General features: G+C 28.9%; 18 protein-coding genes. 1 reads left to right on the forward strand and 17 read right to left on the reverse strand.

Features of this window, described 5'->3' with window-relative positions; translation table 11 throughout:
• Window positions 1-5: 5 nt before the first annotated feature.
• The 3 genes from M4I33_RS13515 to spoIVA all read right to left on the reverse strand — a co-directional run bounded on the left by M4I33_RS13515 (window position 6) and on the right by spoIVA (window position 3,925).
• The gene (locus M4I33_RS13515) at window positions 6-1,031 is read right to left on the reverse strand and encodes a type II secretion system F family protein (RefSeq protein WP_257917298.1); all 1,026 of its coding nucleotides are present in this window, start codon (window positions 1,029-1,031) and stop codon (window positions 6-8) included.
• Window positions 1,028-2,356 (reverse strand): GspE/PulE family protein, encoded by a 1,329-nt coding sequence (locus tag M4I33_RS13520; RefSeq protein ID WP_257917299.1) that lies wholly within the window; start codon window positions 2,354-2,356, stop codon window positions 1,028-1,030. The genes M4I33_RS13515 and M4I33_RS13520 overlap by 4 nt, the downstream gene beginning before the upstream one ends.
• Before the next feature lie 90 nt (window positions 2,357-2,446).
• Window positions 2,447-3,925 (reverse strand): stage IV sporulation protein A, encoded by a 1,479-nt coding sequence (gene spoIVA / locus M4I33_RS13525; RefSeq protein WP_257917300.1) that lies wholly within the window; start codon window positions 3,923-3,925, stop codon window positions 2,447-2,449.
• Window positions 3,926-4,075: 150 nt separating this feature from the next.
• Between spoIVA and M4I33_RS13530 the strand changes: the two genes are divergently transcribed.
• On the forward strand, window positions 4,076-4,621 hold the full coding sequence (locus M4I33_RS13530; protein WP_257917301.1) for a hypothetical protein: 546 nt from the start codon (window positions 4,076-4,078) through the stop codon (window positions 4,619-4,621).
• A 33-nt stretch (window positions 4,622-4,654) separates the two neighbouring features.
• On the opposite strand, the gene M4I33_RS13535 is transcribed toward M4I33_RS13530, so the two are convergent.
• From M4I33_RS13535 to sigG, 14 genes are all read right to left on the reverse strand, one after another.
• On the reverse strand, window positions 4,655-5,647 hold the full coding sequence (locus M4I33_RS13535) for an NAD(P)H-dependent glycerol-3-phosphate dehydrogenase (RefSeq protein WP_257917302.1): 993 nt from the start codon (window positions 5,645-5,647) through the stop codon (window positions 4,655-4,657).
• Window positions 5,648-5,649: 2 nt separating this feature from the next.
• Window positions 5,650-6,966, reverse strand: coding sequence for a ribosome biogenesis GTPase Der (gene der, locus M4I33_RS13540; protein WP_257917303.1), 1,317 nt, complete (start codon window positions 6,964-6,966; stop codon window positions 5,650-5,652).
• Between the two features lie 3 nt (window positions 6,967-6,969).
• Entirely contained in the window at window positions 6,970-8,301 is a 1,332-nt protein-coding gene (locus M4I33_RS13545) for a DUF512 domain-containing protein (protein WP_257917304.1), read from the reverse strand.
• A gap of 155 nt (window positions 8,302-8,456) precedes the next feature.
• Complete coding sequence (gene phoU, locus M4I33_RS13550) at window positions 8,457-9,110, reverse strand: phosphate signaling complex protein PhoU (RefSeq protein ID WP_257917305.1); 654 nt, start codon at window positions 9,108-9,110, stop codon at window positions 8,457-8,459.
• Window positions 9,111-9,123: 13 nt separating this feature from the next.
• On the reverse strand, window positions 9,124-9,873 hold the full coding sequence (gene pstB / locus M4I33_RS13555; protein WP_257917306.1) for a phosphate ABC transporter ATP-binding protein PstB: 750 nt from the start codon (window positions 9,871-9,873) through the stop codon (window positions 9,124-9,126).
• Between the two features lie 9 nt (window positions 9,874-9,882).
• On the reverse strand, window positions 9,883-10,767 hold the full coding sequence (gene pstA, locus M4I33_RS13560; protein WP_194190268.1) for a phosphate ABC transporter permease PstA: 885 nt from the start codon (window positions 10,765-10,767) through the stop codon (window positions 9,883-9,885).
• 1 nt (window position 10,768) lies between these two features.
• Complete coding sequence (pstC, locus tag M4I33_RS13565; RefSeq protein WP_257917307.1) at window positions 10,769-11,656, reverse strand: phosphate ABC transporter permease subunit PstC; 888 nt, start codon at window positions 11,654-11,656, stop codon at window positions 10,769-10,771.
• 14 nt (window positions 11,657-11,670) lie between these two features.
• A complete protein-coding gene (locus M4I33_RS13570; RefSeq protein ID WP_257917308.1) occupies window positions 11,671-12,555 on the reverse strand; it encodes a phosphate ABC transporter substrate-binding protein in 885 nt (294 codons plus the stop codon).
• A 172-nt stretch (window positions 12,556-12,727) separates the two neighbouring features.
• Entirely contained in the window at window positions 12,728-14,389 is a 1,662-nt protein-coding gene (locus tag M4I33_RS13575) for a HAMP domain-containing sensor histidine kinase (protein WP_257917309.1), read from the reverse strand.
• 3 nt (window positions 14,390-14,392) lie between these two features.
• Window positions 14,393-15,088: a response regulator transcription factor gene (locus M4I33_RS13580; protein ID WP_257917310.1), complete on the reverse strand. Its 696-nt coding sequence runs from the start codon at window positions 15,086-15,088 to the stop codon at window positions 14,393-14,395.
• An 11-nt stretch (window positions 15,089-15,099) separates the two neighbouring features.
• Entirely contained in the window at window positions 15,100-15,807 is a 708-nt protein-coding gene (gene pgeF, locus M4I33_RS13585) for a peptidoglycan editing factor PgeF (RefSeq protein ID WP_257917311.1), read from the reverse strand.
• A 144-nt stretch (window positions 15,808-15,951) separates the two neighbouring features.
• Entirely contained in the window at window positions 15,952-16,404 is a 453-nt protein-coding gene (nrdR, locus tag M4I33_RS13590; RefSeq protein ID WP_194190262.1) for a transcriptional regulator NrdR, read from the reverse strand.
• An 80-nt stretch (window positions 16,405-16,484) separates the two neighbouring features.
• Window positions 16,485-16,760 carry a YlmC/YmxH family sporulation protein gene (locus tag M4I33_RS13595; protein WP_194190261.1) on the reverse strand — a complete coding sequence of 92 codons (276 nt, stop codon included), beginning with the start codon at window positions 16,758-16,760 and terminating at the stop codon, window positions 16,485-16,487.
• 73 nt (window positions 16,761-16,833) lie between these two features.
• A complete protein-coding gene (gene sigG, locus M4I33_RS13600) occupies window positions 16,834-17,607 on the reverse strand; it encodes an RNA polymerase sporulation sigma factor SigG (RefSeq protein ID WP_257917312.1) in 774 nt (257 codons plus the stop codon).
• Window positions 17,608-17,640 lie beyond the last annotated feature (33 nt).

Below are 17,640 nucleotides of genomic sequence, written 5' to 3' on the forward strand. Positions count from 1 at the left end.
TCCAATCACCCCACGTTATACATACTATCAAATAGCGGTAAAATAAATGATACTAAGAATAATAAAACAAGTATTGCCATTAGGATTATTGCTATAGGTTGTATTAATTTTCCTAGCTTATCTATAGATACAGCATTTCTGTCTTTCAGTATTTTAGTAGTCTTTTTTAAGCTTTTTTCTAAAGTTCCGCTGCTTTCTCCTATTTTTATCATAGCTAGAGAATATTCACTTAACTCCTTGCAATGAACTGCAGCCTCACTAAGACTTACACCTTTTGTAATATAAGTATTTAGTAAATTAAGACTTCTATCATTATTGCTATTTGTACAAAGCATCAAGCCTTTAGATAAATTTATCCCACTTGAAAGGATCATATTTAAGGTTATAATTAATTTATATTCTATTATTGATTTTACAAACTTATTTTTGCTTATAGTTTTACTTATATATTTTATAATATGTTCTCTTAAAAATATCATTGGAATAACTACTCCCCATAAAACTATTAAAACTATTACTTTCATAAAATTTTCTTTTAAATATAAAGATGCATCTAAAATAAGCTTTGTATGACTTGGAATACTTTGATTATTATTTAACATATCAGAAAAGTTTGGTATTACTAGAAATACAAAAATATTTATTATAATAAACATGGTAATCATCAGAAATAATGGATAAATACACGCTCCTATTACGTCTTTTTTCAGCCTATCCATCTCCCAATAGTAATCACCAACTTCAAATAATATCTTAGATAGGTTGCCTGTCTCCTCCCCGGATTTCACCATCTCTGTAAAGAATTTAGGATATAATTCTCTAAATTTAGAAAATGCATCATATAGACTACTTCCATCTAAAATGTATCCATATATAGAATTTAAACTCTTTTTATAACGTTTTGATAATGGGAAATCTTTCAAAATGTATATTGATGATGTTATGCTCATACCTTCGCCATAAAGCATAGCTAAGTTTGAGGCTATAATGTTAATTTCTTTTGAAGAATCCTTTTTTGATAAAAACTTCATATAATATATTCTCCTTTTATAAAATCTTCATAAACATCTAAAGATATTTCTCCTTTTTTAAGTAATGATAAAACCATATCTAACATTTGTTTATTACTTAAATTATTCAGTTTTTCTTCAGTCATGAAATAATCTATATAATGTACAGCCGAAATTAACTTTCGTCCTGAACTTCCTGTAAAATTGCACTTTAAACATCCCTTTGAATTAGAAACTTCCAATTCTTGATTTTGAAACAAAACTTTTTCTTTAACCTTACAATTATTACATAATACTTTTATTAGCCTTTGAGAAACCAATCCAATAATTGCATCCTTGATTAAATATTTTTCTACTCCCATCTCTTCAAGTCTATAATAAACTTCTTTCGATGACTTTGTATGAATTGTAGTATATACTTTATGCCCTGTAATAGCAGCTCTAACAGCTATTTTCGCTGTTTCCTCATCTCTTATTTCACCAACCATAAGAATGTCTGGGTCTTGCCTTAATATACTCCTTAACCCATTCGAAAAATCGAGTCCAGCCTTTCTGTCTAAAGAAATCTGGTTGATATTTTCAATTAATACTTCAACAGGATCTTCGATAGTAGTTATATTCGTGTTTGTATCTTTTATTGATTCTAATATTGTATATAAAGTTGATGATTTTCCACTTCCTGTAGGTCCATTAATTAATACTATTCCTCTTTTAGAGTTTATTATTTTAGTTAAATTATCTCTTTGACTTTCTTCTAAATTTAATCCTTCAATAGTATAATTATGATTTTTGTACAATACTCTAAGTACTATTTTTTCTCCATAAACTAAAGGCAATGTAGAAACTCTAATACTATAGGTTTTATTATTAAAATCAAATTTAAGTTTTCCATCTTGAGGTAATCTCTTTTCTGTCATATCCATATTTCCTGTTATTTTTATTCTAGATAACATTTCCTTGTACTTATCTTTTCTTATCTTGAAGAATGTAATCAAATCACCATTAATTCTAAATCGAACTTTTATACTATCTTGAAAAGGCTCAAAATGTATATCACTAGACTGTAGGTTTATTGCTTTTTCAATTATTAATTCTTCAATTTTTTCAACTGTTTCATTTAATAAAATACTATCTCTTATCTTATTTAAATCACTAAAGCAACATTCTTTTAAAATTATTTCTTTATTATAAAGAAATTTTAAGTAACTTAAATCCTCTGAGTTCAAACTACCCACACAAGCTAATGTATCTTTATCTATAAATACAGGATATAATTTAATGTCTTTGATTTTGTTTTTTGGTAATTTACTTATTATATCTAAGTCTAATAAATTGACTTTACTCAAATCATCACCTCCTTTTATAATAATTACCATATTTTTACTTTTTAAACACAAATAAAAAAAGTTACAGCAAAAACTGTAACTTTTTTATATCTATAAGATTATGCAAATTAATCCGCCACTACCTTCATTAATAATTTTTTGTAATGTTTTTTGAATTTTAACTTGAACATCTTCTGGCATTTTATATAATTTATTTTGTAGACCCTCTTTTACTAAAACTTCTAAAGATTTACCAAACATATTACTTTGCCAAAGCATAGCAGGATCATTTTCAAATTGCTCTAATAACGATTTAACTAAATCTTCTGATTCTTTTTCAGAACCCATTATAGGACTTATCTCTGTTTGAATATTAGCTTTTATAAAATGTAATGACGGTGCGCTAGCCTTTAGTTTTACTCCATATTGACTACCATGTTTTACGATTTCAGGCTCTTCGAATTTCATTTCTTGAATCTGAGGTGCAACTAATCCATACCCTGTTTCAGTAACATCTTTTAATGCATCCTTTACTTTATCATACTCTTTTTTGTCGTGGTTTAATTCTTTTATTATTGATAATAGATCATTTTCAGATGATACATCTAATTCACATATTTCACTTAATATTTTATAGAAAATATCTTCCTTTGGCTTCATAAGAATATCTGCAGTACCTATACCTAAGTCTATATCTTTAATAGAAATATCACCTAAATTTTCTTCGTCAAACAAACCATCAATTACGTTTTTGACATCTCTAATTTTTGATATGTTTTTGCTCATTCCTTTAATTATGTTGAAGAAATCCTTTTTTAACCAATGATCTGCCTCTAATTTTTCTAGCCACTCAGGCATATTAATATTTACTTCTTTAATAGGAAACTCTTTAAGTACTTGTTTAAATAAAGATTCAATGTCATCTTCATTCATATTCGAAATATCCATAGGCTTAACAGATACATTATATTTCTTTTCCATTTCATCTTTTATGTTTTTAGTTTCTGCAGATTTTGGACTTGAACTATTTAAAACAACTACAAAAGGTTTATTTATAGATTGAAGTTCATTTATAACTCTTTCCTCTGCCTCTAAATAATCTTCCCTGTCTAACCCTGTAATACTTCCATCTGTTGTTATTACAAGTCCTATAGTAGAGTGGTCAGTAATTACTTTTCTAGTTCCAATTTCTGCTGCATCTTCAAAAGGTATTTCATAGTCGTACCATGGTGTATTAACCATTTTTGCAGTTTCTCCATCTAAGTATCCAAGTGCCTCCTTAACAATGTAACCAACACAGTCAACCATTCTTACCTTAAATCTTAATTCCTCATCTAGATTTATTTCAACGGCTTCATTTGGTACAAATTTCGGCTCTGTAGTATGAATCATTTTCCCAGACCCACTTTGTGGCAATTCATCTTTTGCCCTTTCCTTTTTAAAAGAATTATCAATTTTAGGTATTACCATTATATCCATAAATCTTTTTATAAAAGTTGACTTCCCAGTTCTAACTGGTCCTACAACCCCAACATAAATATCTCCTTGTGTCCTCTCAGATATGTCTTTATAAATTTTAAAGTTATCCACCTTGTTTCCTCCTAACTATTTTATAACAATATATATATATTCAATATTTATAAAATAATTACCAATTAAACTTTAAATATTTTTCTATAAATAGCATATTTTATTAATATATGGTAAAATTTATTTAACACCATTTAGGAGGTTCATGATATGGAGTCAAAGGTTGAATTTTTAAAAGAAACTACAAATTTCTTAAATACTTCGTCACTATTTTATTTAATTAATATTTCTAGCTTTAAAGAAACAGAATCTATCTTTAAAATAATTTTTAAGTTATTGTCAAAAGATTATGCAAATAAAAATCTTAATATAACAATTCTTTCGGATGAAATTGCTAATTTCAACATAGCTTTTCCAAACTTTAAAAATCACATAAAAGAAAATACTAAATACTCTGTACTTAACAATTCATTATCTTTTAATATACTGAATAAAGATTTATTTAAAAATAATAACACTTTTGAAAACGATATTTTAATTATTTTCCCGTATAATTCTATTAAACCAAAACTTATAGGAAAATATATAAAAAGTTCCTTATCATTAAAAAAGATAGTAATTATAGGTACAAACCTTACTGAAAATTCACTTCCTAACTCTTTACGCATTGGAAGTTCAATGTACTTTTCTTTTGTTAAATCTCATATATCATCATATTATAAATATTACAATTCACGACTTTCAGATATGAAATAAGCGTATCAGATTTTTCTCTGATACGCTTTTATTTTAATGTATTTCGTTTTTCTTTTCTCTAAGCATAAGTTCAGTAACAACTTCATCAGGTTTCTTATTATTAAAAAGAACTTCGTATAGCCCTTCTGTAATCGGCATGCTTACATTAATTTTTTTATTAAGTTCATTAAATGCTTTGCAGGCTTTTACCCCCTCAACAATCATTCCTACTTCATTAAGCGCTTCATCAAGTTTTAAACCTTTTCCAACTAAAATTCCCGCTCTTCTGTTTCTTGAATGCATTGATGTACATGTAACTATTAAATCACCCATTCCTGTAAGACCATAAAAAGTTTCCGCTTTACCTCCTAATGCAACTCCTACTCTTGAGATTTCTTTCATCCCTCTAGTCATAAGTGCTGCTTTAGAGTTATCTCCATAACCAACACCATCTGCAACACCTGCAGCCAGTGCAATTATATTTTTAACGGCTCCACCTATCTCTACACCAATAATATCATCATTTGTGTATATTCTAAGGCTTGGGGTCATAAATAGCTCTTGAACTGTCTCTGCGTATCTCATATCTGTTGATGTAGATACTAATGTAGTCGGAATCTCAATTGCAACCTCTTCAGCGTGGCTTGGTCCTGACAGTATTACTACAGGATTTTTCACCTCTTCTGATATTACCTCTGATAATCTTTTGTTAGATCCAGCTTCAATTCCTTTAGCTATTGATATTACTATTGCTTTTTCATCAATTAAGTCTTTTATATTTCTCAAAACATCTCTAATTACATGAGATGGTATTGCTAAAACAACATATTGTGCATCTTTTAGAGCTTCTTCAGCACTATTAAATGCAATAACATTTTTAGGAATTTCGATATCTTTTAAATATTTATCATTTTTATGATTTTTATTTATATCGTCACAAACTGATTTATCCCTATCAAATATCCTTACATCGTTATTTTTTTTTCCTAACTGAATCGCAAGTGCTGTACCAAAACTACCTCCACCGATAAATGCTACCTTACTCATTTTTACATTTTCCTTTCTCTGTACTCGATTTGTAACCCAGTACCTTCGAAATCAAAACTTTCTCTTATTTGGTTTTCTAAATATCTCTCATATGAGAAATGTCTAGCGTTAGAATCATTTACAAAGAAAATGAATTTTGGTGGTTTTGTAGCAACTTGTGACGCATAGTAAATTTTTAATCTCTTTAAACTTACAACAGGTGGCTCTTTCATTAAAACAGCCCTACTTATTACATCATTAAGTATACCTGTTGATATCCTCTTTGAATAGTTATCATAGCACATTCTAGCCATTTGTAGTACCTTATGTACTCTTTGACCAGTTAATGCTGAAATAAATAGATATGGTGCGTATTTTAAGAATTTAAGCTTACTTTGCATATCTTTTTTATAGTTATCAAGAGTTTTATCATCTTTTTCTATAAGATCCCATTTATTAACTACTACCATAATAGCTTTGTTTAATTCATGAGCATATCCTATTATTTTTTCGTCTTGTTCTGTTATTCCCTCTTGTGCATCAACCATTAATATACAAACATCAGCTCTTTCTACTGCTGTATATGTCCTTATAACACTATATCTTTCAATTTCTTCTTTAACTTTACTCTTTCTTCTAATACCAGCAGTATCTACTAGTATGAACTTACCTTCATCAGTTTCAAGATATGAGTCTATTGCATCTCTTGTTGTTCCTGGAACGTTAGATACTATTACTCTATCTTCTCCTAATAATTTATTTATTAGTGATGATTTACCTACGTTTGGTTTACCAATCATAGCTATTCTGATATATTCATCTTCTTCCTCATCGCTTGCGTGTGGGTCAAAGTTTTCAACTATTCTATCTAGCATATCTCCAAGACCTAAACCTTGTGATGCTGATATTGTAACAGGTTCACCCATTCCTAGGTTATAAAATTCCCAAGCATTATCTTCTTCTTTTAATGAATCGACTTTATTAACAACTAGTACAACTGGTTTTTTACTTTTTCTAAGCATTGTAGCAACTTCATTATCAGCTGCTGTTAAACCTTCTTTACCATCAACAATAAAAACAATAACATCTGCTGTTTCTATTGCGATATTTGCTTGTCTTCTCATTTGTTTAAGGATTATATCTCCTCTTTCAGGTTCAATACCACCTGTATCAATCATTGTAAAGTTATGATTTAACCACTCAGCCTCAGCATATACTCTATCTCTTGTTACTCCTGGAGTATCTTCAACGATAGATATTCTTTTTCCGGCTAATCTATTAAACAAAGTTGATTTACCAACATTTGGTCTACCAACCATAGCAACTATCGGTTTTGCCATTTTCTATTCCTCCTCGTTATATGAATTTAATAATTCTATAAAACCATCCCCACTATAATCACAAGGTATTACTTTAACACCTAACGCCTCTTCTATCATTGGAATTGTAACATCATCAAGCATTATATACTCTTCAGGTGCTAATTCATATCCTCTTCTAAACATGTTATCTGGCATAATTAAATATGGAGTTTTTATATTGTTTTTTAAATGATTTATAATATCAGTTCCAGTTAGAAGTCCTGAAACTGTTATAGTCTCACCAAAGTATTTATTAAGTACTTTTTCTACAGTGATTTTGATTTTTTTGTTTTTTGAAGTTATTGATGCCATTGCACTTTTAACTTCATTATAAGCTAAGTCTCCTGTAACTACAGTATACTCTCCTTTTTTACTTAAGTCTAATTCACTCAATTGTGAATTAATACTTTCTCTAAAGTATCTAGTTACACCAACACCATCTTCAATTTGAGAGTAGCCATTATAAAAATCTGCATCTGGGATTTCTTCATTTGCTACTAAATAAAACTCATCAGATAACCTTACAAACGGCTCTGATACCTCTTTGTAGAATTTATCTTGAAGTTTCTTTACTAAATTAATAGTTTCTTTTGATGTTTCCTTTGTGAAAGTTTTTACTTTATGTAAATTTTCTCTATATTTTGTAATTCCAATAGGAACTATAGCTACATTATTAACCTGTGGATATAATTTATACAAGTCATTTATAGTTTTTTCAAGTTCTTTTCCATCATTCATATCTGGTATACATACGATTTGTGCATGCATCATTATACCGTTTTTTGCAAGTCTCTCCATTCTTTCATAAATCTCACCTGCAAATCTATTAGTTAACATCTTAACTCTTAATTCCGGATTAGTAGTATGAACTGAAATATTAATTGGACTTATATGATATTTTATTATTCTATCAATATCCTCTTCTTTCATATTTGTTAATGTTACAAAATTACCTTGTAAAAATGAAAGTCTTGAATCGTCATCTTTAAAATATAAAGTTTCTCTCATTCCCTTTGGCAACTGATCTATAAAACAAAAAACACATTTATTACTGCAACTTTTTGCCTTATCCATAATACCGCCGCCAAATTCTAGACCTAACTCTTCTCCATAATCTTTCTCAATCTCAATATCCCATATTTCACCACTAGCCTTTTGAACTTGAAGAGTTATTTCTTCATCAGCTGCTAAAAATCTATAATCTATAATATCATCTATTACAGTATCATTTATTGAAAGTAAAATATCTCCAACTTCGATTCCAACTTCTTCTGCAATACTTTCAGGAAGTACTTCTTTTATTATATTTTTCATGTCTCTCACTCCCTTAACAAAACTAGTGTTTCTTTGTTATATTACATTAATATACCTTGTTAGTCAAATATTTTAGACTGTTTTATATAAGCTTTGAATTTATTTATTAAATCACACTTTATCTAAGAAGAAAAAAAGATAGGTAACCCTATCTTTTAATCATTTAAATCTACATATTTCCCTTTTTTAGAGAATATTATCCATTCACAAACATTTGTAACATAGTCTCCAATTCTCTCAAGATGTTTACTTACAAATAAAAGTCTTGTTGCTGATTCAACTTCGTCTTCTTCTTTTATTTCAATAAGCAGTTTTTTAAATAACCTTTTATGGATTTCATCTACTTCATCATCTAGATTACATATTTCATAAGCTTTATCTGCATCTCGATTTAAATAAGCTTCCATTGCTACATCAATCATATGGATTATTTTATCTTTCATATCCCATAACTCTTTAAAATCGTTTGTTCTATTATAATTTTCTAAAAATCTGACTATCTTGCAGATATCAACCGTGTGGTCAGCCATTCTTTCTAAGTCGGTAACTATTTTGCTTGCTGTAAACACTCGCCTTAAATCTTTTGCTAATGGTTGTTCAGTCGCTATAAATTTAATACATTCTTCTTCAATCTCCTTTTGAAGAGAGTCTATCTCATCATCTTTTTTTATAGCTGTCTTTGCTAAAGCTATATCTTTCTTTTCTAGAGCATCCATACTCATTTCTAATTGTTCTTTTAAAAGGGTAGCCATATTAGATAATTTTTCATTAATTAAATTTATTTTTTGTTTTTGAGTTATCCTCGTCATAAATTCACCTCGATTATCCGAATCTTCCTGTAATATAATCTTCTGTTCTTTTATCCTTAGGTTTATAAAAAATATCTTCTGTTTTACCGTATTCTATAACTTCACCATTTAAGAAAAATGCTGTTTTATCTGCAATACGTCCAGCTTGTTGCATATTATGAGTTACTATAATTACTGTATATTGTTTTTTTAATTCTCCTATAAGCTCTTCTACTTTCATTGTAGATATAGGATCAAGTGCTGATGTAGGCTCATCCATAAGTATTATTTCTGGGGAAACAGCTAAAGTTCTAGCTATGCATAACCTTTGTTGTTGTCCTCCTGATAATCCTAGTGCTGATTTTTTAAGTCTATCTTTACATTCGTCCCAAAGTGCTGCACCTTTTAAGCTTTTTTCTACGATTTGATCTAATGTTTTTTTATCCTTAATTCCGTGAATTCTAGGACCATAAGCTACATTATCGTATATTGACATTGGGAACGGGTTTGGTTTTTGAAATACCATTCCAATTCTCTTTCTTAGTGCTATTTCATCGTAATCTGCAAATATGTTATGTCCTTCAAAACATACTTCTCCATCTATTTTCACTATAGGAATAAGATCATTCATTCTATTTATAGTTCTTAAAAAAGTTGACTTACCACAACCAGATGGACCTATCAAAGCTGTAACTTCATTTTTATCAAATTTTAAATTAATATCTTTTAATGCTCTATTTGTACCGTAGTATAAGTTTAAATTTTTAGTTTCAATAATACTCATAAGTTCCTCCTAATGTCCACCATATGACTTTAACATTCTATTTCCTATATATTTTGCTATTATATTAAATAATAAAACCATTATTACAAGTACTGCCGCTGTTCCATTTGCAATTGCTGCTGCATCTGGAACTACACCTTCTGAATTCAACTTCCATATATGAACTGCTAATGTTTCAGCAGGTCTAAATAATGAAAATGCTGATGTTTCACCAGTTAAGCTTAAATTTCCAAAATTTAAATTTCCTGAACTTAATCCAGCTGTATAAAGTAATGCTGCAGCTTCTCCAAAAATTCTACCAGCTGACAAAATAACTCCAGTTAGAATTTCATTCATAGCAGTTGGAAGTGTAACTTTAACAATAGTCTGCCATTTACTTGCACCTAATCCTAAAGACGCTTCCTTTACCTTTACACTTGCAGATCTAATAGCATTTTCAGCTATTCTTGTCATTGCCGGAATGTTTAATATGCTGACAGATAATGCACCAGCTAATATAGAATAGCCAAACCCAGCCATATTTACAAATACTAATAGACCAAACATCCCAATAACAATTGAAGGAAGTGAAGACATAGTCTCTAAAGACAGTCTAATTATCCTTAGAAGGACACCCTCTTTTGCATATTCTGCAAGGTATATACCTGCACCAATTCCAATTGGAACTGTAATCAATAAAGAAATAACTAATAAATATAGTGAATTGAAAATTTGTGGTCCTATTCCTCCACCTGCACTTATCATTTTAGGATTACTAAAAATAAATTTAGGTGATATCATGCCGATTCCTTTGTAAAATATAAATCCTAAAAAAAGTGCAAGTAGAAGAACAACAAATCCACTTATTATATAAAATATAGCTGTTGCTATTTTATCAATTTTCTTAGCGTTCACTTTAGTTTCCTCCTTTATCAATTCTTCTTATAATCAATATAAATATAAATGACATAAGAAGTAGTATCAGTGCCATAGTCCATAGGGCATCATTCCATGCAGTTCCTGTAACAGTGTTTGCCATATCCATAGTTAGGATACTTGTTAGTGTTGCAGCTGATGAAGTTAAGCTATCTGGTATTTTAATTGCATTTCCTATAACCATTTGTACTGCTAAAGCCTCACCAAAAGCACGTGCAAGACCTAAAACAACTCCTGTTAGTATCCCACTTTTAGCACCTGGTGTTACTACATTTTTAATTGTTTGCCATCTTGTAGCCCCTAGTCCATATGATGCTTCTATATGCTCATTTGGTATTCCTTTTATCGCATCTATAGAAAGTGTTGCTATCGTAGGTAATATCATAATTGATAAAACCAGTATTCCAGCAAGTAGTGAAAATCCTATCCCACCAAAACTATCTTTAATAAGAGGAACTAAAACTGAAACCCCAACCCAACCATATACTACTGATGGGATTCCAACTAGTACTTCAAGTGTTGGTTTAATAAACCTCTCTCCTAATTTCTTTGAAATTAAATTTACAAATATACCAAGAGCTATTGCAATAGGTGCTGCAATTAAAACTGCACCTATTGATACAAATATGGAACCTAATATGAAAGAAAGAGCTCCAAATGATTGTGGCGATCCCGAAGGATTCCAGTTATTTGTAAATAAAAACTCTGCTATCCCGTAATTCCCTTTTGTAAATGTCTGAATTCCTTTAGATCCTATAAAGAATATTATTGCTAGCGTTATTACGATTATAAAGATTCCACATGCGCTGCTTAGTCCTTTTCCTATATAATCATTAATTAACCTTTCTTTGAAACTTCTTTTTTTCATATTACTCATTCCTTTTACTTATCTTCTTTTATTGAACTACCTTGTATCATTCCTAAACTTTCAATTGACTCTTTATTTTTATCACTTCCTACAAAATCTATAAATTCTTTTGTTAGCCCTTGTGCTTCACCTTTTGTATACATGTGACCCCAAGACCAAAAATCGTATTTTCCGTCTATTATGTTTTGTGCTGTAGCTTCTACTTTATCTATTGATACTAAATCCAAGCTGTTTTTAGCTTCTTCAGTATTCATATATGATAAAGCCACATAACTTACTGCACCTTCATTTTGTTTCATAGCATTTAAAACAGCTCCATTACTATCTTGAGTTGCTCCTATAGAATCATTTTCTAATTCTTTTTTACCATCTAATACTTTATCTGTAAAAGTGGCTCTAGTACCAGAAGATGCTGGTCTATGAATAACTAAAATCTCTTTATCTTTACCGCCAACTTCTTTCCAGTTTTTTATTTCACCACTAAATATTTTTTGTATTTGTTCTTTAGTTAATGACTTAACTCCAGCTTCTTTGTTTGTTACTACCCCAAACCCTTGTGCTACTACTTTATGATCTACTAATTGACTTGCTTGATCTTTTGATAATTTTTTATCTGCAAAAATATCTGAATTTCCTATATTAACAGTTCCTTCTAAAACCTGTGTTAATCCTGTACCAGAACCACCAGCCTGAGCACTAACAATTGCATTAGGGTTTACTTCTTTATATTTTTCAACTGATTGTTCCATTAATGGTAATAAAGCTGATGAACCACTTACTGTAATTGTTTCAGAACTTCCTTCTCCTTTAGATGCATCATTTCCACAACCTACAAATATTCCCCCAATCATCGCTATCGATAATACTCCAACTATAAGTTTTAAACTTCTTTTTTTCATTAATTTCCCTCCAATTAATTTTTATTTATCTTACACTTATATAATATCTCCATAAAGTTAAGCAATTATTATGCGAATGTTAATTCCAAAATATTGTATGTTAAATAAAATTAACTTTGTTAAATTTATTTAACAAAAAAACTCTAGAGTTTAAACTCTAGAGTTTCGTATTCTATATATATTTAATCTTAAATGTAAAAGTTGAGCCTATACCGTAATCTGAATCAACTTCTATTGTTCCTCCAAAAGATTTTATTATATGTTTTGTAATTGCAAGTCCAAGACCTGTTCCCCCTCGTTTTCTTGCTTTATCTACCCTATAAAATCTTTCAAAAATCCTAGGTAAATCTTCTTTAGGAATACCCATACCTTCATCTTTTACTTTTAAAATATATTCATTAGAATCTGTATAGCTTTTTATATAGATATTAGTATCTTCATCTGAATATTTAATAGCGTTCTCTATTAAATTAATAGCAACTTGTAAGAACTTATCTTCTCGCCCTAAAATGCTATGTCTATTCCTGCTATCAAAATGAATTTTTATGTTTTTCTTTTCACTTTGATCTTTTAAAATATTTACAGCATCTTCAATAATTTTATCTGGTAAAAACTCTTCAAGTTCTTCTATTTCACAATTTTCAAGATTTGAAAGAGTTAATATATCATCTATAAGTCTTGTTAACCTTGTTGACTCTTTATCTATTATGTCTAAAAATTTATCTCGAGTTTCTTTATCTTCAACAAAACGCAATGTTTCAGAAAAACCCTTTATAGATGTTAATGGTGTTTTTAATTCATGAGAAACATTAGCAACAAACTGTGTTCTCATATTTTCAAGTCTTTTCATTTCAGTTATATCTTGAATAGCTATAACATCACCAATGCGCTCATAACCATTTATCATAGCATCCTTTTTTATTTTTAATACTTTTTTATATGGTTTTTTAATTTTTATTTCTTTTTCTTCATTGTTATCACTTAACATTATTTTATTTAAATTTTTATCATCAATATAATTTGAAATATTTTCACCAACAATATTCTTTTTTATACCAAATATATCTTTAGCATAAGGATTCATTGTAATTATATTGTTTTTTCTATCTAAAGCAATTACTCCACTTTGCATACTTCTTAATATCGATTCTAATCTATTTTGCTTATCTAAAACTTCACGAATCTTGCTTTGCAGTTGGTCTGCCATATTATTAAACGTCTTACCAAGTGATCCTAATTCATCATTAGAATTAATATGAACTCTTGTATTTAGGTCTCCATTTGCTATTTTAAAAGTAACATTTTCTAGATTTTTTACAGGCTCAACTATAAGCCTTACTAATTTAAGTGCTAAAGCAATCGATAATAAAAACACTATTCCTAAAACGATTAAATAATATTTCATATCTTCATGAACTAAAAATTCCATTGTTTTAATTGGAACCCCACTTCTTAAAACCATTCCATCATCAAAAGATGTAGCACAATATATCATGTCTTGCTTGATTTCTGGATTATGTCTCTCTGAGTATCCAAGCCCCTTATTTCTGGCATCGTTTATTTCATTATCAGAAAAATCTCCTTTATCACCATATAATACTTTTCCACTTTTATCGATAAGAGTAAAAGAAATCTCAACATTATTAATCTTAAATGTCTTTAAATAGTCTTTTGTTAAGTTATTTGAATGAATAACAATATCATTATAATTTTTTAAAATGCTTTTGGTATTTTTAATTTCTTGGATACTTACAAGGGCCATAAATGAAGAAGTTATAATAAGTAGTGCAAATAAGACTGTGATAACTACAGATGTTACAATCTTTTTTTTCATAACCTACCCGTTGAATCTATAACCAACACCTCTGATTGTTTCTATGAATTTAGGTGCCTTATCATCTTCTTCAATTTTTTTTCTTAAATATCTTATATGGACATCAACAGTCCTTGTTTCTCCTATATATTCGTATCCCCAAATTTTCTCAAGAAGTATCTCTCTATTTAAAATTTTCCCTCTATTTTTGATAAGCATTTCAAGAAGTTCAAACTCTTTTAAAGTAGTATCTATTTTCTCTCCATTAATTAATACTTCGTATCTTTCAAAGTCTATTTTTATTCTTCCTTTTTCATAGAAATTTTCTTCTTTTACATCTACTACATTTGTCCTTCTAAGAACCGCCTTAACTCTTGCTAATAATTCTCTGATTGAAAAAGGCTTAGTCATATAATCATCTGCACCTAGTTCTAACCCAAGAATCTTATCAAGTTCTTCACCTTTTGCAGTTAACATTATAATAAAAGTATTTTTAAGGTCCTTATCTTTTTTTATTTCCTTACAAACATCAAGCCCATCCATTCCAGGTAGCATTATATCTAACAAAACTAATTTTGGCCTTTTTTCTTTAACTAGTTTTAATGCATCAATACCATTTGAAGCACAGATAACATCATAACCTGAATTTTCTAAATTAAATCTTAAAAGTTCTAAAATATTTTCTTCATCATCTACTATTAAAATTCTATCTTTTGACATGAATATCCCCCTTATTTTAAAAATACAAATGTAAATAATCTTCCATAAGATCCATTTGATTTTCTATAAGAATGTAATTTTACATCCTCATTACAATATGTACATTTATTTATAGTTATAATATTTTCACTTAGCACACCTTCACATTTTAAATCATATAAAATACAATTTTGCATATTTAAATTTCTACCTTTAAATAAACTTAAAACATCTTTTTTTTCTTTTAAAAATTTCTCTTTTAATTCTTCTGAAATCTCATAGCAGCAATCCATAATATGCGGTCCAATATATGCTTTAGTTTTACTGTGGTCACATGAAAAATCACTTTCCATAACCTTAAGTGCCTTTCTTGTTATAGAATTAAAAGTTCCTTTCCAACCACTATGAATGGCAGCTATTGCAGACTTTTCTTCATTTACAAGTATTACTGGTACACAATCCGCTGTGAATGCTCCAATTACAACATTTCTCTTATTTGTAACTATAGCATCACCTTCATTATCATTAAAATCTTTTTGACCGTTATACACTTTAACTATATCAGAGTGAATCTGCTTTAAAAATAATACTTCACTTACGTTAAATGTTTTTTTAATACTCTCTAATTCCTTTATTCCTTCTTCAGTGTTTCTATTAAAACTTCTATTTTTTTCAGCTGTAGAAAAAACAACCTTGCTTTCTAAATTATCAATTACTAAAAAATCTTCTACCTTTTCCATTATATCCTCCCACACCTATATAAATAATTTTAACATTTATAATTTATTCATGCTATTTTTAAGTTAAGTTTTTACCTAAGTTTAACTTAATATACTTATCTAAAACATAAAAGACATTTCAATTTATGAAATGTCTTTTATGTACTATTCCTTCATTAATCTATTAATTTCTTCCATGAAAGTATTAATATCTTTAAATTGCCTATAAACTGAAGCAAATCTAACATAAGAAACTTCGTCTATTTCCTTTAACCTATCCATAATCATCTCTCCAATAGTCTGAGATGGGACCTCTGCAATCATTTGATTAGAAATAGCTTTTTCAATATCATTTGCGATATTTTCAATTTGACCTCTAGATACAGGCCTTTTTTGACATGCAATAATTAATCCATTAATAATTTTCTCTTTATTAAAATTTTCTCTAGTCATATCTTTTTTTATTACTAATATAGGTATATCCTCAATTTTTTCATATGTAGTATACCTCTTAGAACATTTTAGACATTCTCTTCTTCTTCTGATTGTTGTGTTATCGTCTGTTGACCTTGAATCAACAACTTTACTTTCATTAAAAGAACAAAAAGGGCACTTCATAATTTCCCATCCTTTCTGTACATAAATTCCTAATCTATACAGTTATTATACATATTTTTCTTTATCTTGACTAGATGTTATCAATATATATTCCTATCTGTTTCATTAAAATTATACTCATCTAGTGAAACTAAGATAACATCATCACCTATTTTCTTAACTTTTTCCCAAGGAATTTCTATTTCCTCCGACTTATTAAACCAGCCTTTACTTTCTCCAGGTAATACAAGCGATAGCACTTTATCATTTTCACAATCGATTTTTATATCAATGATAAACCCGATTTTCCTTCCATTATTGATATCTATTATCTCCATATTTTTCATTGAGTTAATTGAGTGTAAATTTTCTTCCATACTAATCCTCCTTTAGATTTCGTCCTTATATTATATTAATTCACATAAAAAAAAAGAACTCAAACGAGTTCTTTTAAACATGCTTTTTCATATGTTTTAAAGCAGTTTTTTCTAACCTTGAAACTTGTGCTTGCGAAATTCCTATTTCATCAGCAACTTCCATCTGTGTTCTTCCTCTGAAAAATCTTAGGTTTAAAATAAGTTTCTCTCTATCGCTTAGTTTTTTCATAGCTTCTTTTATAGATATATTTTCAAGCCACGATTCATCAGTGTTTTTTGAATCACTTATTTGGTCCATTACATAAATAGCATCGCCACCATCGTGGTATATAGGTTCAAACAAAGAAACAGGATCTTGAATTGCATCTAATGCAAAAACAACCTCTTCCCTAGGTATCTCTAGTTCTTTTGCTATTTGTGAAATGTTTGGTTCTTTGTTATTATCTTTTATTAATTTATCTCTAACTAATAATGCCTTATATGCTATATCTCTTAAGGATCTACTTACTCTTATTGAATTATTATCTCTCAAATATCTTCTTATTTCACCAATAATCATAGGAACTGCATATGTTGAAAATTTAACGTTTTGAGCTAAATCAAAATTATCAATAGATTTCATAAGGCCTATACAGCCAACTTGAAATAAATCATCAACATTTTCTCCTCTATTATTGAATCTTTGTATAACACTTAAAACCAATCTTAAATTACCATTTATAAAAGTTTCTCTAGCGCCTTTGTCTCCATTTTTAATGCGTTTTAATAACTCACGCTTTTCCTTTTCTTTTAATATTGGAAGTTTAGCTGTATTTACTCCGCAAATTTCTACTTTATTAATAATCACATTAGTTCACTCCTTCGGAAGTACTTTCACCAT

The sequence above is a fragment of the Clostridium sp. LY3-2 genome, assembly GCF_024705715.1.
In the GTDB taxonomy this organism is placed as follows: domain Bacteria; phylum Bacillota; class Clostridia; order Clostridiales; family Clostridiaceae; genus Clostridium.

Coding starts and splice junctions, on each gene's coding strand:
- M4I33_RS13515 (WP_257917298.1), bottom strand. CDS start 1,031: ATGAAGTTTTTATCAAAAAAGGATTCTTCAAAAGAAATTAACATTATA.
- M4I33_RS13530 (WP_257917301.1), top strand. CDS start 4,076: ATGGAGTCAAAGGTTGAATTTTTAAAAGAAACTACAAATTTCTTAAAT.
- M4I33_RS13535 (WP_257917302.1), bottom strand. CDS start 5,647: ATGAGTAAGGTAGCATTTATCGGTGGAGGTAGTTTTGGTACAGCACTT.
- der (WP_257917303.1), bottom strand. CDS start 6,966: ATGGCAAAACCGATAGTTGCTATGGTTGGTAGACCAAATGTTGGTAAA.
- M4I33_RS13545 (WP_257917304.1), bottom strand. CDS start 8,301: ATGAAAAATATAATAAAAGAAGTACTTCCTGAAAGTATTGCAGAAGAA.
- phoU (WP_257917305.1), bottom strand. CDS start 9,110: ATGACGAGGATAACTCAAAAACAAAAAATAAATTTAATTAATGAAAAA.
- pstB (WP_257917306.1), bottom strand. CDS start 9,873: ATGAGTATTATTGAAACTAAAAATTTAAACTTATACTACGGTACAAAT.
- pstC (WP_257917307.1), bottom strand. CDS start 11,656: ATGAAAAAAAGAAGTTTCAAAGAAAGGTTAATTAATGATTATATAGGA.
- M4I33_RS13570 (WP_257917308.1), bottom strand. CDS start 12,555: ATGAAAAAAAGAAGTTTAAAACTTATAGTTGGAGTATTATCGATAGCG.
- M4I33_RS13575 (WP_257917309.1), bottom strand. CDS start 14,389: ATGAAAAAAAAGATTGTAACATCTGTAGTTATCACAGTCTTATTTGCA.
- M4I33_RS13580 (WP_257917310.1), bottom strand. CDS start 15,088: ATGTCAAAAGATAGAATTTTAATAGTAGATGATGAAGAAAATATTTTA.
- pgeF (WP_257917311.1), bottom strand. CDS start 15,807: ATGGAAAAGGTAGAAGATTTTTTAGTAATTGATAATTTAGAAAGCAAG.
- nrdR (WP_194190262.1), bottom strand. CDS start 16,404: ATGAAGTGCCCTTTTTGTTCTTTTAATGAAAGTAAAGTTGTTGATTCA.
- M4I33_RS13595 (WP_194190261.1), bottom strand. CDS start 16,760: ATGGAAGAAAATTTACACTCAATTAACTCAATGAAAAATATGGAGATA.